Here is an 11,912-nt window from a genome sequence, read left to right on the forward strand (position 1 = left end):
CCCTGTTCTCATGCATCCACCCGGCCAAGATCACCCGACCAGGCACCTTGTTCGACCAGAACCGTCCTCATGATCGATAGGAATACGGCTTCTTAGCGCAGAACCGTCCAGGCGCGGTGGTTCTTGAAGCTATGGCCGCTCGCGGTCCATCTACCGTCCAGCGAGCGTGGTCCAAGCTACTGAAGCGCTCTTCAGAGTGGGACAGTTGGTATGTCGGCCTTGACGGCGAGCGTCGCGTAGGCCGAGAGCTGCAACGCCTTTCGGGGCAGGGATGGCGGGTTCTGCACGGTGTGCCGAAGAGTAACGGCGGCGACATCGATCACTTATTGATCGGTCCCGGCGGCGTGTTCACCATCAACACGAAGTGCCACCAGGGAGCGTCTGTCTGGGTAGGCGACGAGATGGCCAAGGTTAATGGTGGCCGGCCTGTCCCGTACGCGGCGGCAAGCAAGGCGGAAGCGGCATACGTGCGGCGAGTGCTTGAGAGCCACACGGGAGCTGTTGTTCCCGTGGAGCCAGTGCTCGTCTTCGTCGGTGTTGCGGCCCTGCAGCGGGCTGCTACGCAATACACCGTGCGGATCTATCAGGAACGTGAGGTCTCGGCTCTTGGCCCCCTCTCGGGCAAGCTCACCGCGGACCAGGTCGAGCAGGTCTATGCCGTCGCGCGACACCGGCGAGCGTGGCTCCGGGGCTGATCCACTCGGGCTGACAGCAAGCGTGACGAGACGGCCAACTCAACGAGTAGGTGCCGTACGCTGGTGCTGGCTGATGTGAAGCGACGGGAGCGTGCTCAGGGGATGGGACCGAAGTCGGAGCGGGTGTACCGCACGATTCGTGAGTGGATCTCGACAGGCAAGTACGTGCCCGGAACCAAACTCCCCTCCGAGCGCACCCTGAGTGAAGACTTGAGCATCGGGCGTACAGCCCTACGGCAGGTGCTAGCGAAGCTCGTCGCTGAAGGCGTTGTCGAAGTGCACGGCCGTAGCTCTTATCGCGTCCCCGATCGCTCGGTCACGACCAAGGCTCCTAGCGACCTGGAGCCCTGGCAGATCCATGGAGAGCGGACCGTCTACGACAACCAGTGGGTGAAACTGAGCCTCGTGGATGTCGAGCCGCCCGGTGTTGAGCGCTTCGAACATCACGTCGTGCGACTACATCACGTGGCCATCGCCGCGGTCATGGACGATCAAGACCGCGTCCTCATGCTCTGGCGCTACCGCTTCGTCCCTGAGACTTTCGGCTGGGAGCTTCCCGGCGGCATCGTGGATGAGAGCGAAGATCCTGCCGCGACAGCTCTGCGCGAGGTCGAGGAAGAGACCGGATGGCGACCCGACGCGCTGGAACACGTGGTGACCTACCAACCCATGGTGGGCATGGTCGACTCTCCGCACGAGATCTTCGTGGGGCGCGGTGCCAAGCACGTTGGTGACCCAACTGACGCCGAAGAAGCGGGTCATGTGGCCTGGGTGCCCCTCGCGGATATCCCTGGGCTTATGGAGCGTGGCGAACTCATGGGCTCTGGAACCCTCGTTGCGCTCCTTCACGTGCTCGCTTCGCGCGCGGCTGGCTCTTCACCTACATCCGCTGCGTAAGCTGCTCGATCCGCCGGCGGTGACGTACTGACCCGGTCCGGTTGGCAAGCAACCGCGCTTCTCGCAGGTGTGTGTGGGCCTGGTCGTACTCTTCGCGCGCGAGGTGGGCCTGCGCGAGATCGCATCGCAGGCCGGCTGTCGCCCTCACGAACTCGGGGTCCGCGGAGTCGAGCGCGAGGTAGAGGCTGCTGACTGCGTCATCGTCGCCAAGTTGAGCGAGCACATTCCCGCGCCATCGGGTCAAGTGCCCTTCGTTGAGGAAGATGCTCAGCATGTCGGGGTCCCGCGTTTCTTCGCCGGGAGGCAACACATTGATGGCCTTCTCCAGCGCCCTTTCGCAGTCGTCGGGCATCTCGGCCTTCGCGCAGATCTCGGCTTCGGCCGCGTACAACCAGGCTTGGAGCCGCGGTGACATCATCCGCCCTCCCACGCGCTGGGCGTCGCGTACCAACTCGACGGCCATCGCCGGCCGGCCAGCATCGCAGAGTACGTATGCTTGCTCGGCCGTGGCATGCGCAAGATACATCGGCTCATCGGCTTCCTTGGCAGCACGCTTCCCTAACTCGTAGTGCCGCCATGCCCGTTCTACGGAGCCGGCATCGAGTGCTTGCCATGCTGCGAGTGTCGCCGCTCCGGCCAGTGCTCGCGCGACGGGTCGCCGAGTCCCTGGGAGTACGGCAAAGGTCAGCGCCTCTTCGAGGGTCGACAGGTGACCGGTCATCTGATCAATGAGGCTCGCAGCGCCCATCCGTCGATCGACGGTCCGCAGCAACTCCGTCTGATCCATGAAGGTCTTGACCATGGTTAGGCTCACGCTTCGCGCCGAGTCGATTCGCGTGATGAGCTCGTCGTACCCACCAGTCTGAAGCGCCTCGACCGGTGCTACGTGCCTGCCGTGCAACTCGTCATCCGTGACCCCTAGTAGGGCCCGAAGGATCTTCGCGTACCGCTCGCTGATCGGCCTCTTGCCGTTCTCCCACTCCGACACGTAGACGCGCAGGCTCGCTGTTGAGGCGATCGTGACCATGTGCTGCCGTGCGTACCGCTCGATCTCGCGAATCAGCCTCTCTTGCGACCACTCGCGTGCGTTCCGCACTGCCCGAAGTCCGCCAGTCACGTGCACCGCCTTGCATGTGATTCCTGGTCCTTAACACCAGCATGCCTCACGTTGCCGCAGGTCGGGAGGGGTTAACCCCGGCCTTAACTGTGCTGATGTGAACCCCTGTTGGCTACCAGGGAGTTGAGCTGCGCTGTTCCCTAGAAGTGTCGCAGGAAGGCGAGTTGAGAAAGCCAGACGGCGACACCACTTGACATCTGGTGCGCACCAGATGCAACCTACTGGTGCGCACCAGATGAGGCAGCAAGTGCCTTCGGGCGCTTCGCCTTTGGAATCAACGCCAGCGCAGGAGCGGCGACCCACCGCCAAGCAAGTACGCCGCTCCCGCCCCTCTGAAGGGAACTTCCATCATGCGTCAGATCCCCGTCGACACGACCGCGATGACGGTCATGCTGATCCAGGCCCCGGAGAAGAAGGTCAAGAACCGTGAGACCGGTGAGGTGGCCACGGATCGGCAGTCGGGCAAGGTGCTCTACAACGTCAACGTCGCCGTGATCGTGGACGGCCGTCCGGACGCGGTGACGATCGTGGTCGCCGAGGACGGCATTCAGCCCGACCTCGTGGCGGGCCTGCCGGTAGAGCTGCCGGGCCTGGTGGCCCGCCCGTGGGAGAACGACTTCGGGCACGGCATCTCCTACCGTGCGATCGCGGTCGCCGCCAAGCAGCTCACCCCGGCCGGCTCGAACGGCAAGGGCTGAGCTCCATGACCAAGCTGCTGATCGTCGCCGCGTTAGCGGTCCTGGTCGGGCTGGCGCTGCTGCTGCGGTGGCGGCGTCCGGCCTGGTACTGGATGACCTTCGGCGTCCTGTTCGCCATGCTCAAGGTCGGCCTGCGGTACGCGTCCGTGATGGACGCCTGTGACCTGACGGTCTCCGCCTCCCGGCTCCGGTTGACCCTGGCCCGCTGGTTCAACTGGGACACCCCGCGGCAGAGGGTTCCCCGGCTGCTGTGGATCAAGCCCACGCGGACCGGGCTGCGGCTGCGGATCCGGATGCGGCCCGGTCAGGACGCCTTCGACTACTCGGCCGCGGTCGACCGGCTGCGGCACGCCTTCGGCGTCCACCAGGTCACCTCCCGCGAGATCAAACCCGGCACCGTCGAGATCGCCATGACCGGCTACGACGTCCTCAAGCGGGTGCAGATGCCGGCCCGCGTCGACCGCGCCGCGCTGCGCATTCCGATCGCGCTGCGGGAGGACGGCTCGGTCCACTACCGCGACTACCGGCAGGTGCCCCACTCCATCACCCTGGGTGCGGTCGGCTCCGGCAAGTCGGTCACCCAACGCCGCGTCATCGCCGAACTCGCCGCCCAGCACGTGGCGTTGGTCGGCATCGATTGCAAGAACGGCGTCGAACTCGCCCCACTGGCACGCCGGTTCTCGGGGCTGGCCGACAACCCCGACGATGCCGCCGATCTCCTCGAAGCCCTGGTGGCCCGGATGGAGTCGATCTATCAGGTGATCCGGCGGGAGCAGCGGGTCAGCGCGGACACTCCGGATGTGGAGATCACCGCGGACATCTGGGGCCTGCCGGAGCACCTGCGCCCGGTGCCGGTGGTGGTCACGATTGACGAGATCGCCGAACTCGCTCTGTTCACCACCACGAAGGAGAAGAAGCGCCGGGAACGGGCCGTGGTCGCCCTGGTGCGGCTGGCTCAGCTCGGTCGCGCCGCCGGCATCTTCGTGGACATCTACGGGCAGCGCTTCGGCTCCGAACTGGGTGACGGCATCACCATGCTGCGCGCCCAGCTCACCGGCCGGATGTCCCATCGGGTCAACGACGAGTCGAGCTCGAAGATGGCCTTCGGGGACGTCTCCCCGCATGCAGTGTTCGCCGCCACGCAGATCCGCAACGACCGGCCCGGCATGGCCGTGGTCGGCTACTCCAACGGCGACTGGACCCGCATCCGCTCCGCCTACACCTCCATGCGGGAAGCCGTCACCGCCTGCAACAAGCACGCCGGCCTGACCCCGGATCTCCCCGAATTGGCCCGCTTCCGCCCGCTGGTGGATCTCGCGCCCGATGAGGCGCCCCAGGTGACCAAAGCCGCCTGAACCCTGCACCTGCTTCACGGTCGGCGCGACCGCCTCGCGCCAGGTCCCTACCCGAGCCATGCCGAAAACCAAGGAGGAAGCCATGACCCGCAACGACGACACCACCGCCGAGCTGGAAGAGCAGCGTCAGGCCCAGGTCGACCGGCGCCACGGTGACTACGGCGACTGCGACCCGGTGGCTGCGGAGGTCCCGGCGGCCGACAGCCTCACCGCGCGCTGGGTCGAGCCCATGGCCGACCGCCGCTCGCGCGGGTGATCGCCACCATGTGCCCGAACTGCGAGGACTTCGCCCGCACCGTGATCCTTCTCGGCCAACTCGCCCTCTACGCCGACATGTTCGGCGCCGACCTCGACTTCGTCGACACCGTCGGCCCGTGCCTGGCCGCATCCCTCCCGGAGCCGCCGCCCGGCCTGTTCCCGCCCGGCTACGACCCCACCGACGGCCCGCAGTACCCCGGCGAGGGGTGGACACCGTGACCACCGCGAGGAAGCCCGCCAGCCGCCGCAAGACCACCAAGCCGGAACTGGCGACGTGCCCGGACTGCGAAGGCCACGGCGAGATCAGCGAAGCCGTCAAGGTCGGCACCCGCAAAGGGCGACTCACCGACCACCGGCAGGCCGGCCTGTGCCTGACCTGCCTCGGCACCGGCGAAGCCCCCACCGACTGAACCCGCCGGGACGGGGCGGCCGGACCACGTTCCCCGCCTCGTCCCTGGCCCGACCACCCGCGAAGGGAGGTGAAGACCATGCGCCGCGCCCTGTACCACCTCGTTCTCGTCCAAGCCGTGATCTCCGGCGCCCTGTCCTTCGCCCACCTGCACGACCTCGCCCAAGCCGCCGGCCAGACCGGCTGGAAGGCCTGGGCCTACCCCGTCTCCGTCGACCTGCTCATGGTCGCCGCCTGGCGCCGACTGCGGGCCCAGCGTTCCTGGCTGGCTTGGTGCTGGTTCCTGATCGCTCTCGTCGCCTCGCTCGGCGCCAACATCGCCACCGCCGGCTTCCTCGACATGAACGACCCGCCCGCCCTGCTCCGCCTTGGCGTCGCCGGCTGGCCCGCCCTCGCCTTCCTCGGCGGCACCCTGCTCGCCCACGCCCCCGAACCACCCGTCGACCAGACGGACGCCCCATCGGAGTCCGCGGCCTCCGACTTGGACGTCGAACGCGCACCCGCCCCGACATCGGAGCCGGAGCCCGCCGCGGTCACTGCGGCCGTCGACCCGCCGGCCCTGCCCGCCGCCGACCCGGCGCCCACTGATCCTGCTGCGGCCATGCCGGTTCCGCCCGCGCTGGTCGCGCATGCCCGCAAGCTCGCCGACGACCATCACGCCCGCACCGGCCACCCGATCGACGGCGAGACCCTGCGCGCCCGCCTCGGCGTCCCCGCGCCCATGGCCGCCGCCATCGCCGCCCAACTCACCTAGCCAGAAAGGACATTGACCGATGGGACACCGCTTCTTCCTCTTCGAACGCCTCCAGCGCTACGGCCCCGTCGAGATCGGCCGCGCCCTCACCAAGTCCGGCGAGAAGGGCTACATCGCCTCCTGCACCGCCGACCAGTGCGGCTGGTCCGCCGACTACACCAGCTACGGCGCCGTCTGCATCGCGGCCAAGGGTCACCGCTGCCGGATCAAGAGCAAGTACGAGTAGCCGAAGGGACACCCCGCCATGTCCGTGCCGCTGTGGTTCTTCATCGCCTGCCTCGCTGTCGTCGGCGTCAAGACCCTCCGCCCGCCGCTCTGGCTCGTGGTCGTCCTGCTGATCGGCGGCTACCTCCTCGCCAACAGCCTGCTCGCGCCGGCCATCGACCCGTTCGCCAAGTAACCGACCGCAGAAGGGAGTTCACCGATGCTTCGCCCCAAGATCCCGACCATGCCCGTCCCGACCGGCCACGCGATCCCGCCTGTCGTCGTCGAGCCGACCGCCGTCGTCCCGGGTACTCAGGTTCCGCCGCCCGCCCCGATGGCCCCTGCCTCGGCGTCGTCCCGACCCGTCGTGCAGCTCACCCCGGGCACCGTGCTCGCGCTCGTCGGCGGCGGCACCCTCGTGGTCCTGGTCGTCGGCGCCGTTCTGGTCTCCATGCTGCTGGCGGTCGCCGTCACCGGAGTCTCGATCGCCATCTGCGCAGTGGTCCTGCGCTCCCTGGTCGCCTCCGAGACGAAGCGACGCTGACCGGCCCCCGGGCGGCCCTGAAACCGCCAAGTCTCCGCCGCCCGGGCGCCGTCCCTGTCCGATCCACAAGAACCGGAAGGAACCTCCATCATGCCCGGCCCCAACCCGGCCACGATCACCCGCGTGCGGATCTGCCCGAACTGCGACGGCTTCGCCACCGCCGCCATACCCGCCGGCCCCCGCCACCCCGACGGCTCTCGCGTCCTGTTCCACGTCGACTGCGGCACCTGCCACGGAACCGGCACCGTGCCCCTCCGCCCCCGGCTCACCGCCGCGGATGTGGAGGTGGCGGCGTGAAGAGCCTGACCACCTCGGCCCACCTCGATGCGGACACCCGCTACCGCGTCACTCCCTTCGCGGACCGCACGAACCCCTTCGTCAGCCTCCGCGTTGAGGGCGACTTCGTCGAGATCGCGCTCATCGCCCGCCCCGGTACGTCCGAGTCCCTGCGCAGCCTCGCCGCCGCCGCGATCGAAGCCGCCGGCGCCCTCGACGCGATCGCTATCGGCCCCTCGGAGGTGGCGTCATGACGGACCGTGCCCCCGTAGAGGTGCGGGCCCTGACCCTGTGGCAGCCCTGGGCGTCCTGCATCGCCTACGGCACCAAGCGGATCGAGAACCGGCGCTGGCCTACCGACTACCGCGGCTGGCTCCTCATCCACGCCGGCGCCACCATCGATCCCGCCGCCAAGCACGCGGTGATGGCTCGGCCCTTCCTGAACCGCCCACAGCCGGCCGGCGCCGTCCTCGGCTGGGCCCGCCTGGACGACTGCCACGCAGACGACGGCATGTGCACCCTGTGGTCCGCCCCCGGGCAGTGGCACTGGCACCTCACCGACGTCCACCGCCTTGCTCGCGCCGTTTCCTGCCCCGGCGCCCGCGGCCTATGGACCCCCACCTCTGCCCTCCTCGACCTGGTGCGGGAGGCGGCCCGTGCCTGACCTGCTCACCGACCCGATCGCCCTTCGTGACCTGCTGCGGGTGGCCTCCGCCCCCGACTTCGATCGCTGGCAGCACCAGATTCACCGCACCGGTGGCTGCGCCGACCCCATCCACCTGCGCGGCTGGACGACTCGCCACGACAAGTCCACTGGCGAGGTACTGCACCGCTACACCACCCACGGGGAGCCGGGCGGACGACTGCGTATCGCGTGCGGCAACCGCCGCGCTTCCCGTTGCCCGTCTTGTGCCTGGACGTATGCGGGCGACACCTACCACCTCATCCGTGCCGGGCTTGCTGGCGACGATCGCCGTGACATCCCTGCCACCGTCCGGGATCACCCCCGCGTCTTCGCCACCCTCACCGCGCCCTCGTTCGGCGCGGTCCACAATCGACCCGACCATGGAGCCTGCCGCTGCTGCCGCCACCACCGCGAGGACGATCCCGCCCTCGGCACCGCCCTCGACCCGGACGGCTACGACTACGCGGGCGCCGTGCTGTTCAACAACCACGCTGGCGACCTGTGGCAGCGCTTCACCAACCGGCTCCGCCGCGAGATCGCCGCCCGCGCCGGCCTCACCCAACGCGAACTCAAAGAGGTCTGCCGCCTCTCCTTTGGCAAGGTCGCCGAGTTCCAGAAACGCGGCGCCATCCACTTCCACGCCGTGATCCGCCTCGACGGGCCCGATGGATCCGACTCGCCACCGCCCTCCTGGGCGAGTGTCGACCTGCTCACCGACGCAATCCGGACCGCCGTCCGGCACTCCTACACCGGCGTCCGTGTTCCCGCGGCCGGCGACCAACCCGCCCGTACGCTCCGCTGGGGCCGTGAACTCGACATCCGCCCTGTGAAGGCCTTCGGTGACGACTCCGACCTCACCGAGCAGGCCGTCGCGTCCTACGTCGCCAAGTACGCCACCAAAGCCGCTGAGAACACCGGCACCCTCGACCGCCGCATCGGCGAACTCGCCGACCTCGATCGCCACCACGTCCCCGACCACGCCCGCCGCCTGATCACCGCATGCCGCGACCTCGACCCGCTCTACCCCGATCGACGGTTGTGGGCCTGGGCTCACATGCTCGGTTTCCGTGGCCACTTCTCCACGAAGTCGCGCCGCTACTCCACCACCCTCGGTGCTCTCCGCCGGACGCGCGCCGACTACCGCGCCGCCCAGGAACGCGCCGCCCTCGGCCTCGACGGCCACGAACCGGATACCGTCCTCGTCCTCGCCGACTGGCAGTACGCCGGTCACGGCCACACCCCCGGCGAATCCGCCCTCGCCGCATCGATTGCTCGAGACATCCAGCTCAATCGAGAAACCGCACGCGAAGCCTTGGAAGGAGAGACGGCGTGAGGGACGAGCTGATGACAACTGACGAAATCCTCGCAGAGCTCAAGGGCATCTCACGCCGGACCTTTTACCGGTGGCGCGAGTTGGGGAAGGCTCCGCGGGCTTTCAAGTTGCCCAATGGTGAACTGCGGGTGTGGCGCAGCGACTTCACGGCGTGGCTGAACAGCCGAGAGAGGGCGGCGGCATGAAGTCGCTCGACGTGAAGGTCTGGGGCGTACGGAAGCGAAACACCAAGAAGGCGTCCTACGACGTCAGGTGGGTTGTCGCCGGGAACGTGTGCTCCGAGCAGTTCCGCACCAAGGGACTTGCCGACAACTACCGTTCCAAGTTGCTCCGCGCCATGCGTGACGGCGAGGAATTCGACACGGTGACCGGGCTGCCGGACTCGATGGTTGAAAAGGCGCCCTCGATGACGTGGTACGCCTTCGCCCTGAAATACCTCGCCATGAAGTGGCCGCATGCCGCGCCGAACACGCGCGATGGCATCAACGAATCGCTGACCTCCGTGACCATGGCTCTCCTCGACGACCGCCCGGGACGGCCCGCGGATGACCTGCTCAGGAAGGCGCTCCGCAACTGGGCCTTCGTCCTTCCCGGCCCTGATGACAGCGACGTGCCGACAGAGATCGCGAACACACTCCACTGGGCGGCCAAGGCTTCGCGGTCTCTCGCGGATCTTGGCGACCCGGCGATCGGCAGGGCTGTCCTGGACTCCCTGAAGCTCAAGCTCGACGGGACGGCAGCTGCGGCGGAAACCGTACGCCGCAAGCGGCGGACGCTGGTCAACGCCCTGCACTACGCGGTGGACCTCGGCGAGTTCAAAGAGAATCCGATCACTGCGGTTCGCTGGAAGAAGCCGAAGGTGGTCAAGGAAGTTGATCCCCGAGTAGTGGCCAACCCTGAACAGGCTCGCGCTTTGCTGACCGCGGTCTCGTACATCGGCGGATACCGCAGGGCACGCGGCCGTCGACTCGTCGGGCTTTTCGCCTGCATGTACTACGGCGCCTTTCGACCCGCTGAGGTAGTCGGCCTCAAGGCGGCAGATCTCAAGCTGCCGGAGGTGGGTTGGGGGGCTGCCTTGCTCAATCGGACTCGCCCAAGCGTCGGCAAGCGTTGGACCGATTCCGGTGAAACCCACGACCACCGCGGGCTCAAGAACCGGCCCGTCGAAGAGGTCCGGCCGGTGCCCATCCCGCCCCAGCTCGTCGCGATCCTGCGGGAACACCTCGACACCTTCGGCACTGCCGAGGACGGGCGACTGTTCACCAACGAGCGTGGGGGAGTAGTCGGCTCGTCGACGTACTACCGCGTCTGGCAGGAGGCTCGCGCGCTGGCGCTCCCGCCGCCCGCTTTGGCCTCGCCCCTCGCCGCCCGCCCGTATGACCTTCGGCACTCGGCGTTGTCGACCTGGCTCAACTCCGGTGTCGATGCGACCGAGGTTGCCGAGCGTGCGGGTAACAGCGTTGAGGTCCTGCTGAGCCGCTACGCGAAGTGCATCGACGGTCGGCAGGAGATCGCCAACCGCAAGATCGAAGAGTTGCTTCGCGAGTACGAGTGACAGCGCGTGACTGGCGTGTGAGGCGCGCTAGGCTGCAGGCCCCTAGATTCGTCCGGGGGCCTTCGTCATTCCCGGGATTGACCAGGCGCGATGCCTCAAGATCGTGTCCACGAATAGTCCACGGACGCCGACATAGGGCCGCTCAGAGCGGCATACGGCTGCACACACGCGAAGACCCCGCACTCAGCATCTCTGCTGGTCACGGGGTCTTTAGGCACCTCAGAAAGGGTGCCCCCGGCAGGATTCGAACCTGCGCACACGGCTCCGGAGGCCGTTGCTCTATCCCCTGAGCTACGGGGGCGTGTCCGCTGCGCTGCGTGCGCGGCGACGGGTAGAACCCTACCAGCTGATCCGGGGTGTTCATGAACGGGTTTTCCGACGTCGCCCGGGGCCTCGCCCTCGCCGCAGCGCCCGGCGGTCGCACCCCGCCACCGCCGCCGGAACTCCCATTCCCTCGCAAGGTCCGGAAGTCCGGAACCCCCATTCCCTCGCAAGGTCCCGAAGCCCGGAACCCCCATCCCCCACAAGGTCCGGAAGCCCGGAATCCCCATCCCCCACAAGGCCCGGAAGCCCCGAACCCCCATCCCCCGCAAGGGCCGGAAGTGGGGAAAACCCGGACGCGGTGGCCGGTCCGGACCTACTCTCGAGTTGTGCCAGGCGCGTCGGGCCGGGTGCTTGTTGTGGACGACAACAAGGTCATCCGGCAGCTGATCAGGGTCAATCTCGAGCTGGAGGGTTTCGAGGTGGTGACCGCGGCTGACGGTGCCGAGTGTCTGGATGTCGTTCATCAGGTGCGGCCCGATGTCGTCACCCTCGATGTCGTCATGCCCCGTCTCGACGGCCTCCGTACGGCCGCCCGGCTTCGCTCCGATCCGCGGACCCGTGACCTTCCCCTCGCCATCGTCAGTGCCTGCACCTCGTACGAGATCGAGACCGGCCTGGACGTCGGGGTCGACGCCTTCCTTGCGAAGCCCTTCGAACCTGCCGAACTCGTGCGCCTCGTACAGCAGTTGATGGAGCGGAGGCGGAGTGGGAGGGGCAGGGGAGAGGGCGCTGGGTCCGGGCTCGGGAGTGTGCTCGGGGTCGGTGAGGCCGAGCGGGCCGGGCGCGCCGGCGGTTGACTCGGGCCGGA

19 protein-coding genes and 1 tRNA gene are annotated in these 11,912 nt (G+C 68.0%); 18 read left to right on the forward strand and 2 right to left on the reverse strand.

The window, feature by feature from the left end; all coding sequences use genetic code 11:
- Window positions 1-131: 131 nt before the first annotated feature.
- Both ACFY10_RS50570 and ACFY10_RS50575 read left to right on the forward strand, forming a co-directional pair.
- Window positions 132-695, forward strand: a complete 564-nt coding sequence (locus ACFY10_RS50570) for a nuclease-related domain-containing protein (RefSeq protein ID WP_390672183.1) — start codon at window positions 132-134, stop codon at window positions 693-695.
- 102 nt (window positions 696-797) lie between these two features.
- Window positions 798-1,592: an NUDIX domain-containing protein gene (locus tag ACFY10_RS50575; RefSeq protein ID WP_390672288.1), complete on the forward strand. Its 795-nt coding sequence runs from the start codon at window positions 798-800 to the stop codon at window positions 1,590-1,592.
- Here the strand turns inward: ACFY10_RS50575 and ACFY10_RS50580 are convergent.
- Window positions 1,576-2,619, reverse strand: a complete 1,044-nt coding sequence (locus ACFY10_RS50580) for an XRE family transcriptional regulator (RefSeq protein ID WP_390672184.1) — start codon at window positions 2,617-2,619, stop codon at window positions 1,576-1,578. The two genes, ACFY10_RS50575 and ACFY10_RS50580, sit on opposite strands and share 17 nt — an antisense overlap.
- A 440-nt stretch (window positions 2,620-3,059) precedes the next feature.
- Here ACFY10_RS50580 and ACFY10_RS50585 point away from each other — a divergent pair, with 440 nt between their 5' ends.
- The 15 genes from ACFY10_RS50585 to ACFY10_RS50655 all read left to right on the forward strand — a co-directional run bounded on the left by ACFY10_RS50585 (window position 3,060) and on the right by ACFY10_RS50655 (window position 10,780).
- Entirely contained in the window at window positions 3,060-3,407 is a 348-nt protein-coding gene (locus ACFY10_RS50585) for a hypothetical protein (RefSeq protein ID WP_390672185.1), read from the forward strand.
- A 5-nt stretch (window positions 3,408-3,412) separates the two neighbouring features.
- On the forward strand, window positions 3,413-4,762 hold the full coding sequence (locus ACFY10_RS50590) for an FtsK/SpoIIIE domain-containing protein (RefSeq protein WP_390672186.1): 1,350 nt from the start codon (window positions 3,413-3,415) through the stop codon (window positions 4,760-4,762).
- Window positions 4,763-4,844: 82 nt separating this feature from the next.
- Window positions 4,845-5,018 carry a hypothetical protein gene (locus ACFY10_RS50595; protein WP_390672187.1) on the forward strand — a complete coding sequence of 58 codons (174 nt, stop codon included), beginning with the start codon at window positions 4,845-4,847 and terminating at the stop codon, window positions 5,016-5,018.
- Window positions 5,015-5,239, forward strand: coding sequence for a hypothetical protein (locus ACFY10_RS50600; protein WP_390672188.1), 225 nt, complete (start codon window positions 5,015-5,017; stop codon window positions 5,237-5,239). The genes ACFY10_RS50595 and ACFY10_RS50600 overlap by 4 nt, the downstream gene beginning before the upstream one ends.
- On the forward strand, window positions 5,236-5,430 hold the full coding sequence (locus tag ACFY10_RS50605; RefSeq protein ID WP_390672189.1) for a hypothetical protein: 195 nt from the start codon (window positions 5,236-5,238) through the stop codon (window positions 5,428-5,430). Before ACFY10_RS50600 ends, ACFY10_RS50605 begins: the two co-directional genes overlap by 4 nt.
- Window positions 5,431-5,508: 78 nt before the next feature.
- Complete coding sequence (locus tag ACFY10_RS50610; protein ID WP_390672190.1) at window positions 5,509-6,183, forward strand: DUF2637 domain-containing protein; 675 nt, start codon at window positions 5,509-5,511, stop codon at window positions 6,181-6,183.
- 19 nt (window positions 6,184-6,202) lie between these two features.
- Window positions 6,203-6,409 carry a mobile element transfer protein gene (locus ACFY10_RS50615; protein WP_390672191.1) on the forward strand — a complete coding sequence of 69 codons (207 nt, stop codon included), beginning with the start codon at window positions 6,203-6,205 and terminating at the stop codon, window positions 6,407-6,409.
- Between the two features lie 18 nt (window positions 6,410-6,427).
- On the forward strand, window positions 6,428-6,583 hold the full coding sequence (locus tag ACFY10_RS50620; protein ID WP_390672192.1) for a hypothetical protein: 156 nt from the start codon (window positions 6,428-6,430) through the stop codon (window positions 6,581-6,583).
- 24 nt (window positions 6,584-6,607) lie between these two features.
- Window positions 6,608-6,931 (forward strand): SpdD-like protein, encoded by a 324-nt coding sequence (locus ACFY10_RS50625; RefSeq protein WP_390672193.1) that lies wholly within the window; start codon window positions 6,608-6,610, stop codon window positions 6,929-6,931.
- A 90-nt stretch (window positions 6,932-7,021) separates the two neighbouring features.
- Entirely contained in the window at window positions 7,022-7,228 is a 207-nt protein-coding gene (locus tag ACFY10_RS50630) for a hypothetical protein (RefSeq protein WP_390672194.1), read from the forward strand.
- The gene (locus ACFY10_RS50635) at window positions 7,225-7,461 is read left to right on the forward strand and encodes a hypothetical protein (protein ID WP_390672195.1); all 237 of its coding nucleotides are present in this window, start codon (window positions 7,225-7,227) and stop codon (window positions 7,459-7,461) included. The genes ACFY10_RS50630 and ACFY10_RS50635 overlap by 4 nt, the downstream gene beginning before the upstream one ends.
- Complete coding sequence (locus ACFY10_RS50640; protein ID WP_390672196.1) at window positions 7,458-7,871, forward strand: hypothetical protein; 414 nt, start codon at window positions 7,458-7,460, stop codon at window positions 7,869-7,871. The genes ACFY10_RS50635 and ACFY10_RS50640 overlap by 4 nt, the downstream gene beginning before the upstream one ends.
- Complete coding sequence (gene repSA, locus ACFY10_RS50645) at window positions 7,864-9,225, forward strand: replication initiator protein RepSA (RefSeq protein WP_390672197.1); 1,362 nt, start codon at window positions 7,864-7,866, stop codon at window positions 9,223-9,225. The genes ACFY10_RS50640 and repSA overlap by 8 nt, the downstream gene beginning before the upstream one ends.
- Window positions 9,226-9,236: 11 nt before the next feature.
- Entirely contained in the window at window positions 9,237-9,410 is a 174-nt protein-coding gene (locus ACFY10_RS50650) for a helix-turn-helix transcriptional regulator (protein WP_390672289.1), read from the forward strand.
- Window positions 9,407-10,780, forward strand: coding sequence for a tyrosine-type recombinase/integrase (locus ACFY10_RS50655; RefSeq protein ID WP_390672198.1), 1,374 nt, complete (start codon window positions 9,407-9,409; stop codon window positions 10,778-10,780). The genes ACFY10_RS50650 and ACFY10_RS50655 overlap by 4 nt, the downstream gene beginning before the upstream one ends.
- 229 nt (window positions 10,781-11,009) lie before the next feature.
- Here the strand turns inward: ACFY10_RS50655 and ACFY10_RS50660 are convergent.
- Window positions 11,010-11,081 (reverse strand) — tRNA-Arg (locus ACFY10_RS50660).
- Window positions 11,082-11,382: 301 nt separating this feature from the next.
- On the opposite strand from ACFY10_RS50660, the gene ACFY10_RS50665 reads away from it, so the two are divergent.
- On the forward strand, window positions 11,383-11,901 hold the full coding sequence (locus ACFY10_RS50665; protein WP_390672199.1) for a response regulator: 519 nt from the start codon (window positions 11,383-11,385) through the stop codon (window positions 11,899-11,901).
- Window positions 11,902-11,912: the final 11 nt, after the last annotated feature.

It is taken from the genome of Streptomyces sp. NPDC001401 (assembly GCF_042895385.1).
Lineage (GTDB): Bacteria > Actinomycetota > Actinomycetes > Streptomycetales > Streptomycetaceae > Streptomyces.